Consider the following 15,536-nt stretch of genomic DNA (forward strand, 5'->3'; position numbering starts at 1 on the left):
GGGTCAGTCGATGGCGAGGCCATACTGGTTGAGCGCCAGTTCGGCCCGCAGCGCCAGCACCGGCGCATCGGGCCAGAGCCGGATGAGCGGCAGCGGCACGCCGCCGCGCACCGCCGTTTCCGCGCCCGAGACGAAGCGCGGCGCTTCGGGATCGAGCGCAAGGACCAGCGCCACGGGCGCGCCGGCGACCGAGGGCATGTCGACAATGCCAAGGTTGCGCACTTCCAGCTTGCCCGCGATGCGCGGGTGCGGGCTGGCGAGCAGGTTCATCCCGTCGGTTTCCAGCATCACGCCATCATCGCCCACCAGCACCGCGCCGCGATCGATCAGCGCGAGCGCGAGGCTGGACTTGCCCACGCCGGGTGCGCCTTCGATCAGCACGGCCCGCCCGCCGATCATCACGCACGTGGCCTGGTGCGGCGCTCCATCGAGTCCTGCAGTCATGCGTCCTCGTCGTCCTCTTCTTCGGCAAGCGGCAGGTCCAGTACGAGGCGCGCGCCGGATGCGCCATCGGGCCGGTCGGCAATGGTCAGCGTGCCATCGTGCGCTTCTGCAATGGTGCGTGCAATGGCGAGGCCGAGCCCGCTGTGCGCGCCGAAGGCTTCTTCGGCCGGGCGGACGGAGTGGAAGCGTTCGAACACCTTGTCCCGTTCCGGCAGCGGGATGCCGGGGCCGTCATCGGTGACCGACAGGATGACACGGCCATCCACGCCGGCGACGGTGACATAGACCGCCCCGCCCGGAGGCGAGAACGAGGCGGCATTGTCCAGCAGGTTGTCCAGCACGCGCTCCAGCCGCAGCGCATCGCCGCGGACCAGCGTGGGGCCATCGCCGCGCAGGAAGCGGATCGGGCAATCGCTGTGCTGGTCTGGCCGCGCGCCACGCGCCGCCACAGCCTGTGCCGCAAGGTCCGACAGGTCCAGCTCCACGAAGGTGGCGCGGCTGAGTTCGGCATCGATGCGGCTGGCGTCGGCGATTTCGGTGATCAGGCGGTCGATGCGCTGCACATCGTGCGCGGCGATGGCGTGAAGCTGGCGGCGCAGGTCGGCGTCTTCCACCCGGCCGAGCGTTTCGAGCGCGCTGGACAGGCTGGCGAGCGGGTTCTTGAGTTCGTGCGCCACGTCTGCGGCGAAGCTTTCCACCGCGTCGATGCGCTGGCGCAGGGCGGCGGTCATGTCGGAAAAGGCACGGGCGAGCAGGCCGATCTCGTCACCGCGATCGGGCAGGCGCGGCACGACCACGGCACGATCACGCCCCAGCCGCACCCGCACGGCAGCGCGGACCAGCTGGCGCAGCGGCTGGACGATGGTGCGGGCAAGGAACAGCGAGAGCTGGATCGACAGGATCAGCGCGGCGCCGATGATGATGACCAGCGTCTGGCGCGCATCGCGCACCGCCTGCGTGACATCGAGCGCATTGCGCATCGACAGCAGCATTTCGCCATCCTGGCCAACCGGTGTGGCTGCGGTGAGCACCGGCGTGCGATCGGGGGCATAGCGCAGATAGACCTCGGTACGACCGGCGGCGCGGGCGCGGGCGATCTCGGGCCAGTTGCCCGCGCCCGGCTGCGGCGGTTCGCGATAGCGTTCGATGGTCGGCGCGCCGACCACGAAATCCACGCCGCGATCCAGCACGCGGGCGGCCTTCTGGTACCACGGCTCGGATTCCGGATCGATGAAGGCGAAGGGCGGCGGGGCGAGACGGAAGCTGTCTTCAAGCAGCCGCCCTTTCGCATCGTAAAGCGTCAGACGCAGGTGCTGTTCGGTGCCGATGCGGACAAGGAGTTCGCGCCGCTGCCGCCGGCTGGCACCATCGAGCGCATCGGCTGCGATCTCGGCCTCGGCACGCGCCAGCTTGGATCGTTCACCGATCAGCTGGGTGCGATAGGAATCGAGATAGAAGAAACTGCCCGCCAGCAGCGCCAGCGCGATCACGTTGACCGCCAGGATACGGCTGGTGAGCGAAACGCCCCGGGTGCGCCAGCGCCTTCGCAGGCCCGAAGGCGGCTCTGCAACGTCAGGCATCGGCGAAACTGTAACCCGCGCCGTAGAGCGTCTCGATCGCCGAGAACTGCGGGTCCACCGCCCGGAACTTGCGCCGCAGCCGCTTGATGTGGCTGTCGATGGTGCGATCATCGACGAAGACATCATCGTGATAGGCCGCATCCATCAGCTGGTTGCGCGTCTTGACCACGCCGGGGCGCAGGGCGAGCGCCTCTAAGATCAAAAATTCGGTGACGGTGAGCGAGACCGGTTCGCCGCTCCACGCAACCTGGTGGCGCGCCGGGTCCATCGTCAGCCGCCCGCGCCGGATCGGTTCAGGCAAGGGGGCAGGCGCGGCTTCGGCATCGGGCGCGGCATCACGCCGCACGATCTCGCTGCGACGCAGGATCGCGCGGATGCGCGCGATCAGCAGGCGCTGGCTGAACGGCTTGGCGATATAATCGTCCGCCCCCATCGACAGGCCGAGCGCCTCGTCCGCCTCGTCATCCTTGCTGGTGAGGAAGATGACCGGCAGCTCGCTCTTCTCGCGCAGGCGGCGCAACAGCTCCAGCCCGTCCATGCGCGGCATCTTGATGTCGCACACCGCAAGATCGGGCGGATTGTCGAGCAGCGCCTTCAGCGCGGAAGCGCCGTCCGGGTAGAGCCGCGTGGCGAAGCCTTCGGTCTGGAGCGCAATCGAGACGGTGGTGAGAATGTTGCGATCATCATCGACCAGGGCGATGACCTGGGGACCTGCTGGCTCGGCACGCGGCGGATCGGCCCTGCCGGCCGGCTCGGTCTTGCTGGCGTCCGGATTGCTGGCCATTTCGATCGTCACCGGGTGCGTGGCAGGGCCTTGGGCTTAGCCTGCGGGGTCCACGCTGGCAACTGCGGGCCGGGAGATCCCGCATGAAGTGAGACAGTTGATTATCCTGCAACTTGGCGCGCAAAAAACTTCGTTGAACTGGGAGATTTGACGCCGCATGGGGCAATGACTATGCGCGGCTCTCGAGTCTGCGCATTCGTATTCAAGCTTTGCGTTGCGCAAACTGTCCAAATTCGCGCGGCCTGCTCCAAGGCCGTACCACGGGAGGTCTGAAGTGTCCGATACCCTGCTCAAAACCGGCCTTAACGTTTCGCTTTCGCAGCAGGGCTTTCCGGAACCGGCCGAGCTGTTCGCCAACTTGGGCACGGCCGCGCTGGTGGAACACGCACTGAAGCGCGGCGAAGGCAAGCTGACCCGCGACGGTGCGCTGCTGGTGGATACCGGCAAGTTCACCGGGCGTTCCGTGAAGGACAAGTTCGTGGTGCGCGACGCCACCACCGAAACCTCGATCAACTGGGGCAAGATCAACCAGCCGATGTCGCCCGATCACTGGGCGAACCTGAAGGCGGACTTCATCGAAGCGCTGAAGGGACGCGACGAGCTGTTTGTTGCCGACCTGTTCGGCGGAAGCCAGCCGGAATACCGCGTGAACGTGCGCGTCATCACCCAGATGGCCTGGCACAGCCTGTTCGTGCGGACGCTGCTGGTGCGGCCGACCGCTGAAGAACTCGCCACGTTCGCGCCCGAATACACCATCATCAACCTGCCCAGCTTCAAGGCGAACCCGGAACGCCACGGCTGCCGCAGCGACACGGTCATCGCGGTCAACTTTACCGAGAAGCTGATCCTGATCGGCAACACCGAGTATTCCGGCGAGATGAAGAAGGGCGTGTTCGGCCTGCTGAACTACCTGCTGCCGGCGCAGGGCGTGATGCCGATGCACTGTTCGGCCAATATCGGCGCGGACGGCACCAGCGCGATCTTCTTCGGCCTTTCCGGCACGGGCAAGACCACGCTTTCCGCCGACGCCAGCCGCACCCTGATCGGTGACGACGAACATGGCTGGTCGGACACGGCGGTCTTCAACTTCGAAGGCGGCTGCTATGCCAAGATGATCGACCTTTCGGCCGAGGGCGAGCCCGAGATCTACGCCACGACGAAGATGTTCGGCACGATCCTTGAAAACGTGGCTATGGACGAGAAGACCCGCGAGCTGGACTTCACCGACAAGAGCAAGACCGAGAACACGCGCGGCGCCTATCCCATCGAGTTCATCCCGAACACCAGCGAGAAGAACCTCGGTCCCCCGCCGTCGAACATCATCTTCCTGACCGCCGACGCGTTCGGCGTGCTGCCGCCGATCGCGCGGCTGACGCCGGAGCAGGCGATGTATCACTTCCTGTCGGGCTACACTGCCAAGGTCGCCGGCACGGAAATCGGCGTGACCGAACCCGAAGCCACGTTCTCGACCTGCTTTGGCGCAGCGTTCATGCCGCGTCACCCGTCGGTCTATGGCAACCTGCTGAAGGAACGCATCGCCAAGGGCGGCGCACAGTGCTGGCTGGTCAACACCGGCTGGTCCGGCGGCAAGGCGACCACGCCGGGGATCAAGCGCATGCCGATCAAGGCCACCCGCGCGCTGCTAAACGCCGCGCTCGACGGCAGCCTGAACAGCGTCGAATTCCGCGAAGATCCGAACTTCGGCTTCGAAGTGCCGGTGGCTGTGCCGGGTGTCGACACCGCGCTGCTCGATCCGCGCGGCGCATGGCCCGATGCGGCGGAATACGACAAGACCGCGCAGGAACTGGTGCGCAAGTTCATCGACAACTTCGAGCAATTCGCCGAGCATGTTGATGAATCCGTGCGCCAGGCCGCTCCGGTCGCCGCGTAACGCAACTGCCCTTCGCGTCCCCGCGTTGGCGGGGACCCTTGGCAAGACAGCAAGGAGGCTCCGCCCACCCGGCGGGGCCTCTTTCTTTTTCGCGCCCTTTTCTTTCAGGAATTGTCCATGACCGATCACCCGATCCGCCCCTTCCCCTCGGATGAGGCGGTGCGCCATGTGGGCGAAGGCCTGCTCGACCGCACGCTGCCGAAAGAGGATTGGACGCACGAGGCCCATCTGGCGTCCTGCCTGTGGCTGCTGCGCGAACGGTGCGATGTGGTGCCTGAGCGTGACCTGCCGGCGATCATCAGCAGCTACAACCTGGCGACGGGCGGCGAGAACACCGACAGTGCCGGCTATCACGAAACGCTGACGCAGCTTTACGCACGCGGGGTGCGCGCCTTCAACGCGACGTTGCCGGCCGACCTGCCACTGGTTGATGCGGTGAACGCGCTGCTGGCCAGCGAGATCGCCCCGCGCGACTGGCCGCTGTGCTTCTATTCGCGCGAGCGGCTGTTCAGCGTGGAAGCACGGCGCGGCTGGGTGGAGCCCGACCTCGCCCCGGCCGGCTGATCAGGCGAAGGCGCCGCTGCCACGCAGCAGGTTATAGGATTCGACCACCTGCTGCAGCCGCGCTTCGTGACTGCGATCGCCACCATTGCGATCGGGGTGGAAGCGGCGGACAAGCTCGGAATAGCGGCTGCGCAGGGCCTTGCGATCGGCATCGAAGCCGAGGCCGAGCACTTCGTAGGCGCGGCGCTGATCGGGGTTCAGCCCGCGCCGGGTGGCTTCCATCGCCGCTTCATGATCGGCGCGACGCATGCGGGCGCGCTGGGCGATGGCCTCCAGCGGGTCAGCAAAGTCGCTCCAGCGCGGGGCCTGATCGATGCCGGCATCGGGGCGGAAGGCGCGCGTGGTGGATTCCCAGCCGGCGGTGGGGGACTGCGCCTCCATGATCTCGTCCGGCGTCATCCCGGCGAAGAAATCGTAGCCTGCGTTGAACTGGCGCACATGATCGAGGCAGAACCAGCGGTAGTCACCCGGTCCGTCGAAGCCGGAGGGGCGCACGCCGGGCGCGCGGAACTCGCCCGGCAGGTCACAGCCGGGGGCATTGCAGATGCGGCCGGCGCCTTCCACCCGACCATGGAACCTATTCTGTTTCATCGCGCTTCCACATGGGGCGTTAGCGGGTAATATGGAAGCCATGACCGGACCGATCGCCCTTGAAATCGAACGAAAGCTGACCGACGCTTTCACCCCTTCCCGCCTTGCCGTGATCAACGACAGCGCCAGCCACGCGGGCCACTCCGGCCACGACGGGTCGGGCGAATCGCACTTTACCGTGGAGATCGAAAGCGCCGCCTTTGCCGGCGTATCGCGACTGCAGCGGCAGCGCATGGTCAACGCCGCGCTGGGCGACCTGCCGGGCCAGCGCGTGCATGCGCTGGCCATCAAGGCGCGGGCGCCCGGAGAATGACCGCGCCGCGCCGCATCCGCCGGGCGGCGCGCATCCTGCTGCTGGACGAAGCGGAACGGCTGCTGCTGTTCCGCTTTGCACCCGACGGCCGTCGCGCGTTCTGGTGCGGCGTTGGTGGGGAGTGTGACCCCGGCGAGGACTTTGCCCAGGCGGCGGTGCGCGAACTGTTCGAGGAAACCGGGCTGCAGGTGCCGCATTGCGGGCCTGAAATCGCGCGTCGGGCGGACGATTACCTGACGCTGGAGGGTGAACCTATCACTTCGGACGAGCGCTTCTTCCGCGTGATCACCACCACCTTCACCCCGGACACCAGAGGGCATACTCCGCTGGAGCAGGCAATGATCCGCGACCATCGCTGGTTTACGCGGGCAGAGCTGGCAGCCTGGCACGAGCCGATCTTCCCGGTGAACATCCTCGAACTGCTCGATCTTGAGGTGCAGGCATGACCGATCCCGTGATCCAGACCATCACGCCCTCCACCCATGATCTGGGCGCGTTCCAGGTGCGGCGGGCGATCCCTTCGCGCCAGCGGACGATGGTGGGTCCGTTCATCTTCGTGGACCAGTTCGGCCCGGCGCACCTGCCCGATGGCGCGGCGATGGACGTGCGCCCGCACCCGCACATCAACCTCGCCACGGTGACCTGGCTGTTCGAAGGGGCGATCGAACATCGCGACAGCCTCGGCTCCTTCGCCACGATCCGGCCGGGGCAGGTCAACCTGATGACCGCCGGGCGCGGCATCGTCCATTCCGAGCGCAGCCCGGCAAGCGAGCGACCGGGCGGCCCGCGGCTCTATGGCATGCAGACCTGGCTGGCCCTGCCGGATGGATGCGAGGAGATCGATCCCGCGTTCGAGCAGGTTACAGACCTGCCCTTGGTGGAAGACGGCTGCGCCAGCGCGCGGGTCATCATGGGCACGCTCTGGGGCGCCACCGCGCGAACCACGCAGCATGCCGCCACGATCTATGCCGAGATCGTGCTCGCGCCCGCCGGCGCGCTGCCGATCGAGGCGGAGGCGGATGAGCGGGCGGTGATGCTGGTGGGTGGCGAGGCGAGCATCGAAGGGCAGCCGCTGGGGCTGTACGATCTGGTCGTGCTGGCACCGGGCGCGGAACTGCGCCTTTCGAGCGACAGGGGCGGACGGGTGATGCTGATGGGCGGGGAGGCATTTACCACGCCGCGCCATGTCTGGTGGAACTTCGTCAGTTCCAGCCGCGACAGGATCAACCAGGCCAAGCACGATTGGGAGGGCGGCCGTTTTCCCAAGGTGCCGGGCGACGAGGAGGAGTTCATCCCCCTGCCCCGCATCGCCACCACGGTCAGCTATCCATAACAGATAAAGGGAGAGACGGCATGGAACAGCAGAGGGTCTCGCTCGCCAGCGGCATCGAGCTGGACATTGTGGACACCGGCCCGCGCGATGCGCCGGTGCTGATGTTCCTGCACGGCTTTCCGGAATCGCACCGCACCTGGCGGCACCAGATAGCGCACCTTTCCAACCGCTTCCGCTGCATCGCGCCCGACCAGCGCGGCTATCGTGGATCGTCCAAGCCGCTGGACGTGGCCAGCTATACCCCGGACAAGCTGATCGGAGACGTGTTCCAGCTGGCCGATGCGCTGGGCGTGGTGAAGTTTACGGTGATCGGCCATGATTGGGGCGGCGTGATCGCCTGGGGCGTGGCGATGATGGGCCAAGGCACGCGGGTATCGCGCGCGGTGATCGCCAATGCGCCGCACCCGGCGGTGTTCCAGCGGCTGCTTTACACGGACCCGGTGCAACGCGCCGCGAGCCAATACATGCGCGCCTTTCGCGATACCGCCAATGACGCGATGGTGCGCGAACACGGCCTTGCCGCATTGCTGGCCCAGGCGCTCAACTGGGAGCGGTCCCCAACGATCGAGGATGCGGAACGCGATGCGCTCTTCGCCGACTGGTCAAACCCCGATGCGGCCATCGCCATGCTCAACTGGTACCGTGCCAGCCCGATCGACGTGCCGCCGATGGATGCGCCATTCGCGCTGCCTGCGGGCTATGCCCCGCCACCGCTGCCGCAACTGCTGATCCCCACGCTGGTGATATGGGCGATGGACGACCTCGCCCTGCCGCCTGCTAACCTGGACGGGCTGGACGCGATGATCCCGCAGCTGGCGATCGAGGAAGTGAGCGATTGCGGGCACTTCGTGCCGTGGGAAGCGCCGGGCCGGGTCAACGCCGCGCTCGACGCGTTCCTTGATCGCACCGATGGCTGAACTGACCCCGCCGCACCGGTCGCTGCTGCGCAACCACGGCGGCGGCCACGCGCCGGTCAGCAATCTCGAGCTGTTCTTCGACCTGGTTTACGTCTTCGCGATCACGCAGGTTTCGCACACCCTGCTGATGCACCTCAGCTGGACCGGCTTTGCCGAGGCGACGGTGCTGTTCGGCGCCGTCTGGTGGGCGTGGATGTACACCACCTGGGCGGCGAACTGGGCCGAGCCCGAGCGCGTGCCGGTGCGGATCATGCTGCTGGTGGCGATGCTTGCCAGCATGGTGATGGCGGTCGCCATGCCCCGCGCTTTCGCCACCGCGCCCGACGATCGCGGCCTGTTGTTCGTGTGCAGCTATCTTGCGCTGCAGGTGGGCCGCAGCGTGTTCATGGCGCTGGCGATGTGGCGCGATGAACGGGTCGCGGCGATGACCATGGTCCGGATCGCGGCATGGTTCTCACTGTCCACCCCGTGCTGGATCGGCGGAGCGTTGACGCAGGAAGAGAGCCACCGGCTGGCGTTGTGGGCGGTTGCGCTTGTCGCCGAATATGCCGGGCCGATCCGTGGCTATCGCCTGCCTCTCCTTGGCCGGTCGCAGCCATCGGACTGGACCATATCGGGCAGCCACATGGCCGAACGCTGCGCGCTGTTCATCATCATCGCGCTGGGCGAAGGCGTGGTTGTGACCGGCGCCAACTTCGCCGCCGCCCCACCCATGGGTCCGCGCATCACCGCCTTCCTGCTCGCCTTCGTCGGCTCTGCGCTGATGTGGTGGATCTACTTCGATGTGGGCGCGGAACGCGGCGCCAAGCACATCGAAAACCACGCCGAGCCCGGCCGGGTGGCGCGCAACGCCTACACCTACCTGCACATGCCGATCGTAGCGGGCGTGGTGGTGAGCGCCGTAGCGGACGCATTAATTCTCGAGGAGCCACGCGGCCCGGTGACGGAGGGGCTGGTGCTGACCCAGTGCGGCGGCCTGCTGGTCTACCTGCTCGGCACGGCGGTGTTCAAACGCTTCGGCAACCGCCTTGGCAACACGCCGCTCAGCCACCTGGCAGGAATCGCCCTGCTGCTCGGCCTCGGCGGCTGGAGCCTGTGGCGCGGACCCTCGGCCATCGGCTTCTTCGGCTGCAGCGTCGTCGTATTGGCGGTGGTGGCGATGTGGGAATGGGGTTCCTACCACGGCGGGTGGGAGGAACGCATCGGCCGCCTGTTCAGGCGCCGGGCGGGCTGACACCGAGCCATTCCACCCACGCGCCATGGGCATGCGCGGTGCCGAGCAGGACCGGCTCGCCATCCCCCGGCCAGTGCCGCACGGTCAATTCATGGCGGAAGGTCTGCCGGTTTGTTTCCAGCATGATCCACGCCAGCCGCCGTTCCGGCGTGGCGCGTGCGCCCGCCGCGGCAATGGCCGCCTCGATCCGGGCGCGCGTTTCCTCTGGCAGGTATTGCCAGACGATCGAGTGATAGATCACGCGCGTGGTGTCATGCTCCTGCGGCGCAGCCAGCCGCGCCTCAACGAAATCTGCCGCGTCCATCGCCGAAACCAGCGGCGGCTTCTGGGCGGCAAAGCCAATGGCCGCGTCGATCCGCGCGATCCGCTCGGTCACTTCCGCCCAGACATAGCTCTTCAGCCGCAGCGCCTGTGCCGGGTCTGACAGGTCCACCGGCGTGCGGTCACAACCCTGGATGGCGGTGATTGCAATGTCTGCGGCGGGCGGCGGTGGCCCGCGCCATTCGGGCACGATCTGCATGGGCGAATCGGCAGGCCCCACGGTGGTGCCGCCCAGATCGAAGCGGAAGCGCTCCATCATCGTGTTAACGCCCGCGCTGGCGCCCAGTTCGTTCAGTTCGAAGCGGGAGCCCCAGCGCTGGGCCAGCCAGAGCAACCCGGCCATGATCGAGGCGGAGCGGCCCGCCTCGTTGGTCTGCGGTGGTCCGCCGAGCCACGGCAGCAGGGCTTCATCATGATCGCGCGTTACTGCAACGACCAACGCATCCACCGAGTCCTGATCGGCAACTTCGCCCCGATAGACCGGGGCAAGCCGCGAATCCGCGCCACTCAGCGCCAGGAAGTGGTGCCCGCCCGCCAGCCGCAGCGGCATCGCATCCTCCAGCGGCTTGCCCGGCCATGCCGCGATACGCCGACCCACCGCCGTTGCCCCATCGAGCAGCCGCAGCTGCGCCCGCACCACCCGCCCGGTGCATGGCGCGCCGTTGTTTGCGGCATGATCGGCCTGCCATCGGATAGCGTCAGCGATCCGTTCGATCTCCATGATCGGTTGCATGAGGTTGCCCTTTCCGGCCCTTTGCCATAGGGGCGGGCGGCTATGACCTCCGCCCAACCACTCGTTTTCGCCCTGCCCAAGGGCCGCATCCTCGACGAGGCGCTGCCGCTGCTCGAACAGGCGGGAGTGGTGCCCGATGCGGACTTCTTCAACAAGTCCTCGCGCGCCCTGTCGTTCGCCACGAACAGGCCGGACGTGAAGATCATCCGCGTGCGCGCTTTCGATGTCGCCACCTTCGTCGCCCACGGCGCGGCGCAGATCGGCGTGGTCGGCTCCGACGTGATCGACGAATTCGACTATGCCGACCTCTATGCCCCGGTCGATCTAGACATCGGACACTGCCGCCTTTCGGTGGCGGAGCCGGTGGAGATGGTGGAAAGCGGGGCCAATGCGCGCGAAAGCCATGCGCGCGTCGCCACCAAGTATCCCAACCTCACCCGCCGCCACTTCGAAAAGCTGGGCGTGCAGGCCGAAGTGGTGAAGCTGAATGGCGCGATGGAGCTGGCCCCCTCGCTGGGCCTTGCCAGCCGCATCGTCGATCTCGTTTCCACCGGCCGCACGCTCAAGGAAAACGGCCTGGTTGAAACCAGCCGCATCCTGCCCGTCTCGGCGCGGCTGATCGTCAACCGCGCCGCGCTGAAGACCGACAGCGCCCGGCTCGGCGCGCTGGTCGATGCGTTCCGCGAAATGGTCGCCAAGCGAAAGGCCGCCTGATGTTGCGCCTGAAAAGCTCCGACCCCGATTTCGCCCGCACCTTTGCCCGGCTGGTGAAGGACCGTCGCGAAAGCGATCCCGATATCGCGCGCGACGTGCAGACGATCATCGACGACGTGCGCCTGCGCGGTGACGAGGCGCTGGCCGAATACACCGAGCGGTTCGACGGCCACCTGCCCGCCGACGATGGCTGGCGCATCCCGGCCGAAGACTGCCGCGAGGCGTTCGAGAACCTGGCGCCCGATTTGCGCGCCGCGCTCGAACTCGCCGCCCAGCGCATCCGAGACTATCACCGCGCACAGTTGCCGGAGGACCGCGACTACACCGACGAGGCAGGGCTGCGGCTCGGCGCGAAGTGGCGCGCGGTCGACGGCGCGGGGCTCTATGTCCCCGGCGGCCGCGCGGCCTATCCCTCATCGCTGCTGATGAACGCTATCCCCGCCAAGGTCGCGGGCGTGGAGCGGCTGGTGGTGACGACCCCGACGCCCAAGGGCGTGGTCAACCCACTGGTGCTGGCAGCCGCGCATCTTGCCGGCGTGGACGAGATCTGGCGGGTCGGTGGGGCGCAGGCCGTGGCCGCGCTTGCCCATGGCACAAGGCGCATCCGCCCGGTGGACGTGATCACTGGCCCCGGCAACGCCTGGGTGGCCGAGGCCAAGCGCCAGCTTTATGGCGTGGTCGGCATCGACATGGTCGCCGGCCCTTCGGAAATCCTTGTGATTGCCGATGGCAAGAACGATCCCGTGTGGATCGCTGCCGACCTGCTCAGCCAGGCCGAGCATGACCCGCTGGCGCAATCGATCCTGATCACCGACGATGCCGCATTTGCCGATCAGGTCGCCGATGCGGTCGGCGTGGAAATCGCCATGCTGCCCACCGCAAAGGTGGCCAAGGCGAGCTGGGACGCCTATGGCACGATCATCGTGGTGGACTCGCTCGATGAGGCCCCTGCCCTCGCCAACGCGCTCGCCGCCGAACACGTCGAAATCGCCACCGACGATCCCGATGCAATCTTCGCCGGGATACGCCACGCCGGATCGGTGTTCCTTGGCCGCCACACGCCCGAGGCCATCGGCGATTACGTCGCTGGGCCCAACCATGTCCTTCCCACCGGGCGGCGCGCACGCTTCGCTTCCGGTCTTTCCGTCCTGGATTTCATGAAACGCACAAGCTTCATCGCCGTCCCCGAAAGCGCGCTCGGCGCCGTGGGCCCTGCCGCCATCGCGCTCGCCGATGCCGAAGGGCTTGCCGCCCACGCCCGCTCGATCGAACTGAGGCTCGGCCTGTGAGCGGGCGTCCGACCCGCGGCAACGCCCGCTCCGCCGCCCGGCTCGCCGCGGTGCAGGCGCTCTACCAGCTCGAGATGGAAAAGCAGCAGCTGCACCTGCTGCTCGATGAATTCCACCTCCACCGCCTGGGCGCGGAGATCGAGGACGTGGAGTACCTGAAGGCTGACGTCGCCTTTTTCGATGATATCGTGCGCGGCGTGGACGCCCGGCGCGAGGAGATTGACGACCTGCTGACGCAGAAGCTCGCCGACGGCTGGTCGCTGCCCCGGCTGGACAAGACGATGCTGCAGATCCTGCGCTCGGGTGTCTATGAACTGCTGGCGCGCAAGGACGTGGCTGTCGGCACCGTGATCAACGAATACCTCGACGTGACGCACGCCTTCTTCGATGCGCGCGAGGCCAAGTTCGTCAACGGACTGCTCGACAACGTGGCGAAGAGCGTCCGCTGACAACCCACCCCGCTGCGACTAAGCCTTGCTACGCAAGGCCAAGTCTCGCTCCCCTCCCGCACGCGGAAGGGGTTGGAGGTGGACTTCCAGGATCGCCTTATAGCCGCTCCGCATGCCAGCGGATATGGTCTTCCATGAAGGTGGATATGAAGTTGTAGCTGTGGTCATAGCCCGGCTGCAGCCGCACCGTGACGTCCACGCCCGCCTTTTCGCAGGCAGCAGCAAACAGCGCTGGCCGCAATTGCTCGGCCAGGAACCCGTCGGCATCGCCTTGGTCGATCAGGATCGCGCCCGCAGGCCGCTTGCCGTCTTCAACCAGCGCCGTTGCATCATGCGCGCGCCATGCAGCGCGATCTTCGCCCAGATAGCCGCCCAGCGCCTTGTGCCCCCACGGCACCTGCCCCGGCGCCACGATCGGCGCGAAGGCCGACAGCGACCTGAACCGTTCGGGATAGGTGAGGCCCAGCGTAAGGGCGCCGTGCCCGCCCATCGAATGGCCGGTGATGCCCATGCGCGATAGGTCCACGGGGAAGTTCGCGGCAACGAGCGCCGGCAGTTCTTCCGCCACATAATCCCACATGCGGTAATGCCGTGCGAACGGTTCCTGCGTGGCATTTACATAGAAACCGGCGCCAAGGCCGAAGTCATAGGCGCCAGCCGGATCATCGGCCACGCCTTCGCCGCGCGGGCTGGTGTCTGGCGCGATGAAGACGATACCGTGCTCCGCACAGGCCCGGCGGTATTCGCCCTTCTCGGTCACGTTGGCGTGGGTGCAGGTAAGCCCCGAAAGATAAAGCAGCACCGGCAGCTTCGCCCCGCTTTCAGCCTGCGGGGGCACGAAGACGGAAAACGTCATCTTCGTGCCCGTCGCGGCCGATTCGTGGGCATGGACGCTCAGCGTGCCGCCGTGCGCCTTGCTCGTCGAAACGGTCTCGATCGTCATCCGGTCAGCCCAGCACGTGCAGCGCGCACAGTTTGTTGCCGCTGGGATCCCGCAGGTAGGCGAGGTAGAACGGACTGCCGGCGCGCGGCCCCGGCGGATCTTCGCAAGTGGTGCCGCCATTTTCCTGCCCGGCCTTCCACCAGGCGTCGGCCTGTTCCGGCGTCATTGCAAAGCCGATGGTGCCGCCGTTGGCGCCGCAGGCGGGCTCGCCATTGATCGGCTTGGTCACCAGGAACATGCTGCCGTTGTGCTGGTAGATCAGCCGCCCCTTCTCGTCGGTCACCGCCGGCTTCCCGCCGAACGCCGCGAACGTGGCGTCATAGAACTTCCGGGCAGCGTCGATATCGTCGGCGCCAACCATCACGTGACTGAACATGTTTCAGGACTCCCCTCTACTAGGTGGCGCACGGTGTGCCTGCCTCTCCATACCGGGGTCAAGCCCTTGGCATGAAACAGATCACGCTGTGCGCCATCAGTGCCGGAAACCCTGCAAGACCGGTTGACCGTCCTGGGCCCCTGTGGCAATCGCACCGCAGCGCGGGCAGGCCCCGCGAGCGCCGGCGGATGCCGCAGGCGGGTGTAGCTCAATGGTAGAGCAGCAGCTTCCCAAGCTGAATACGAGGGTTCGATTCCCTTCACCCGCTCCATCGCTGCGATCCCGGCCATCGCCAGTCAGGCCGAGACGGGGACTTCCTGCAGGATCAGCGGGAGATCGTCGTAATCCGGCTTCATGCCCAGAAGCTCGTATATCTCACGCTTCAGATACGGGGCCGCGTCGCCCGCGTCTTCATGAACGCGGGCGCATTCGCCCAGGAAGCTGTCATAAGTCCGGTAAAGCCCGCGCCGCATGGTCTGTTCTTGCCGATTCGCCTTGCGGCTTTCTCGCATGCGGGTGCTGACGGGCACAGCCGGCAGGCAGGCCCGTCAAATACCGGTCAGAAAATCGGCAGGTTCACCAGGTGCCGGTGTTGGGCATGCTGGCCCATGGCTCCTGCGGCGGCAGGTGGCCATCCTGCAGCAGTTCCACAGAGATGCCGTCGGGCGATTTCACGAAAGCCATATGGCCATCGCGCGGCGGCCGGTGGACGATATGCCCGGCGGCCTGCAGGGCAGCACAGGTTTCGTAGATGTTGTCCACGCGATAGGCGAGATGACCGAAGTTGCGTCCGCCGCCATAGACTTCGGCTGCAGAACCATCTTCGGGCGGCCAATTGTAGGTCAGCTCCACCTCGGCCACTCCTTCTTCGCCCGGCGCGGCCAGGAAGATCAGCGTGAAGCGGCCCTGCTCGCTGGAGAAGCGGCGCACTTCCTTCAGCCCGATCAATTCGAAAAACGCGATGGTTGCATCCGGGTCAGTCACCCGGATCATCGAATGCAGGAACTTGGTCATCTACACCTCGCGTTCAAAAACGGTTCATCGATGAAAAGGCACATGT

At 66.7% G+C, this 15,536-nt stretch carries 19 protein-coding genes and 1 tRNA gene; 11 read left to right on the plus strand and 9 right to left on the minus strand.

The annotated features are described in order from the left end of the window. Positions 1–3 precede the first annotated feature (3 nt). The 3 genes from POM99_RS13390 to POM99_RS13400 are packed head-to-tail and all read right to left on the minus strand — an operon-like array spanning position 4 to position 2,808. Positions 4–444 carry an HPr kinase/phosphorylase gene (locus POM99_RS13390; RefSeq protein ID WP_277278650.1) on the minus strand — a complete coding sequence of 147 codons (441 nt, stop codon included), beginning with the start codon at positions 442–444 and terminating at the stop codon, positions 4–6. Continuing rightward, positions 441–2,024, minus strand: a complete 1,584-nt coding sequence (locus tag POM99_RS13395; protein WP_277278652.1) for an ATP-binding protein — start codon at positions 2,022–2,024, stop codon at positions 441–443. The genes POM99_RS13390 and POM99_RS13395 overlap by 4 nt, the downstream gene beginning before the upstream one ends. Beyond that, the gene (locus tag POM99_RS13400) at positions 2,017–2,808 is read right to left on the minus strand and encodes a response regulator (protein ID WP_279644676.1); all 792 of its coding nucleotides are present in this window, start codon (positions 2,806–2,808) and stop codon (positions 2,017–2,019) included. The genes POM99_RS13395 and POM99_RS13400 overlap by 8 nt, the downstream gene beginning before the upstream one ends. Before the next feature lie 286 nt (positions 2,809–3,094). Here POM99_RS13400 and POM99_RS13405 point away from each other — a divergent pair, with 286 nt between their 5' ends. After that, positions 3,095–4,699 (plus strand): phosphoenolpyruvate carboxykinase, encoded by a 1,605-nt coding sequence (locus POM99_RS13405; RefSeq protein ID WP_277278857.1) that lies wholly within the window; start codon positions 3,095–3,097, stop codon positions 4,697–4,699. Between the two features lie 117 nt (positions 4,700–4,816). Further along, the gene (locus POM99_RS13410; RefSeq protein ID WP_277278657.1) at positions 4,817–5,263 is read left to right on the plus strand and encodes a hypothetical protein; all 447 of its coding nucleotides are present in this window, start codon (positions 4,817–4,819) and stop codon (positions 5,261–5,263) included. Here the strand turns inward: POM99_RS13410 and POM99_RS13415 are convergent, their stop codons facing one another. Continuing rightward, on the minus strand, positions 5,264–5,854 hold the full coding sequence (locus tag POM99_RS13415; protein ID WP_277278659.1) for a J domain-containing protein: 591 nt from the start codon (positions 5,852–5,854) through the stop codon (positions 5,264–5,266). A 40-nt stretch (positions 5,855–5,894) separates the two neighbouring features. Between POM99_RS13415 and POM99_RS13420 the strand changes: the two genes are divergently transcribed. From POM99_RS13420 to POM99_RS13440, 5 genes are read left to right on the plus strand one after another with little or no spacing between them, the layout of a single operon-like run. Beyond that, positions 5,895–6,167, plus strand: a complete 273-nt coding sequence (locus tag POM99_RS13420) for a BolA family protein (RefSeq protein ID WP_277278661.1) — start codon at positions 5,895–5,897, stop codon at positions 6,165–6,167. Continuing rightward, positions 6,164–6,613, plus strand: coding sequence for an NUDIX hydrolase (locus POM99_RS13425; protein ID WP_277278663.1), 450 nt, complete (start codon positions 6,164–6,166; stop codon positions 6,611–6,613). Before POM99_RS13420 ends, POM99_RS13425 begins: the two co-directional genes overlap by 4 nt. Further along, positions 6,610–7,500 carry a pirin family protein gene (locus POM99_RS13430; RefSeq protein WP_277278665.1) on the plus strand — a complete coding sequence of 297 codons (891 nt, stop codon included), beginning with the start codon at positions 6,610–6,612 and terminating at the stop codon, positions 7,498–7,500. Before POM99_RS13425 ends, POM99_RS13430 begins: the two co-directional genes overlap by 4 nt. 20 nt (positions 7,501–7,520) lie before the next feature. Continuing rightward, the gene (locus POM99_RS13435) at positions 7,521–8,417 is read left to right on the plus strand and encodes an alpha/beta fold hydrolase (RefSeq protein ID WP_277278667.1); all 897 of its coding nucleotides are present in this window, start codon (positions 7,521–7,523) and stop codon (positions 8,415–8,417) included. Next, on the plus strand, positions 8,410–9,651 hold the full coding sequence (locus POM99_RS13440; RefSeq protein WP_277278669.1) for a low temperature requirement protein A: 1,242 nt from the start codon (positions 8,410–8,412) through the stop codon (positions 9,649–9,651). Before POM99_RS13435 ends, POM99_RS13440 begins: the two co-directional genes overlap by 8 nt. Here the strand turns inward: POM99_RS13440 and POM99_RS13445 are convergent. Further along, positions 9,632–10,705 carry a DUF2332 domain-containing protein gene (locus POM99_RS13445; protein ID WP_277278671.1) on the minus strand — a complete coding sequence of 358 codons (1,074 nt, stop codon included), beginning with the start codon at positions 10,703–10,705 and terminating at the stop codon, positions 9,632–9,634. The genes POM99_RS13440 and POM99_RS13445 overlap by 20 nt on opposite strands. A gap of 42 nt (positions 10,706–10,747) precedes the next feature. Here POM99_RS13445 and hisG point away from each other — a divergent pair, with 42 nt between their 5' ends. From hisG to nusB, 3 genes are read left to right on the plus strand one after another with little or no spacing between them, the layout of a single operon-like run. Continuing rightward, a complete protein-coding gene (gene hisG, locus POM99_RS13450; RefSeq protein ID WP_277278673.1) occupies positions 10,748–11,419 on the plus strand; it encodes an ATP phosphoribosyltransferase in 672 nt (223 codons plus the stop codon). Next, positions 11,419–12,708, plus strand: a complete 1,290-nt coding sequence (hisD, locus tag POM99_RS13455) for a histidinol dehydrogenase (RefSeq protein ID WP_277278674.1) — start codon at positions 11,419–11,421, stop codon at positions 12,706–12,708. Before hisG ends, hisD begins: the two co-directional genes overlap by 1 nt. After that, on the plus strand, positions 12,705–13,157 hold the full coding sequence (gene nusB / locus POM99_RS13460; RefSeq protein WP_277278676.1) for a transcription antitermination factor NusB: 453 nt from the start codon (positions 12,705–12,707) through the stop codon (positions 13,155–13,157). Before hisD ends, nusB begins: the two co-directional genes overlap by 4 nt. 97 nt (positions 13,158–13,254) lie before the next feature. On the opposite strand, the gene fghA is transcribed toward nusB, so the two are convergent. Then, a complete protein-coding gene (gene fghA, locus POM99_RS13465; RefSeq protein ID WP_277278858.1) occupies positions 13,255–14,094 on the minus strand; it encodes an S-formylglutathione hydrolase in 840 nt (279 codons plus the stop codon). Between the two features lie 10 nt (positions 14,095–14,104). Beyond that, positions 14,105–14,476 (minus strand): VOC family protein, encoded by a 372-nt coding sequence (locus POM99_RS13470; protein ID WP_277278678.1) that lies wholly within the window; start codon positions 14,474–14,476, stop codon positions 14,105–14,107. 197 nt (positions 14,477–14,673) lie between these two features. On the opposite strand from POM99_RS13470, the gene POM99_RS13475 reads away from it, so the two are divergent. Then, a tRNA-Gly gene (locus POM99_RS13475) sits at positions 14,674–14,747 on the plus strand. Between the two features lie 25 nt (positions 14,748–14,772). Here POM99_RS13475 and POM99_RS13480 read toward each other — a convergent pair. Both POM99_RS13480 and POM99_RS13485 read right to left on the minus strand, forming a co-directional pair. After that, positions 14,773–14,949: a hypothetical protein gene (locus POM99_RS13480; RefSeq protein WP_277278680.1), complete on the minus strand. Its 177-nt coding sequence runs from the start codon at positions 14,947–14,949 to the stop codon at positions 14,773–14,775. A gap of 103 nt (positions 14,950–15,052) precedes the next feature. Further along, entirely contained in the window at positions 15,053–15,490 is a 438-nt protein-coding gene (locus POM99_RS13485) for a VOC family protein (protein ID WP_277278682.1), read from the minus strand. Positions 15,491–15,536 lie beyond the last annotated feature (46 nt).

The sequence above is a fragment of the Novosphingobium cyanobacteriorum genome, assembly GCF_029436685.1.
GTDB lineage: Bacteria > Pseudomonadota > Alphaproteobacteria > Sphingomonadales > Sphingomonadaceae > Novosphingobium > Novosphingobium cyanobacteriorum.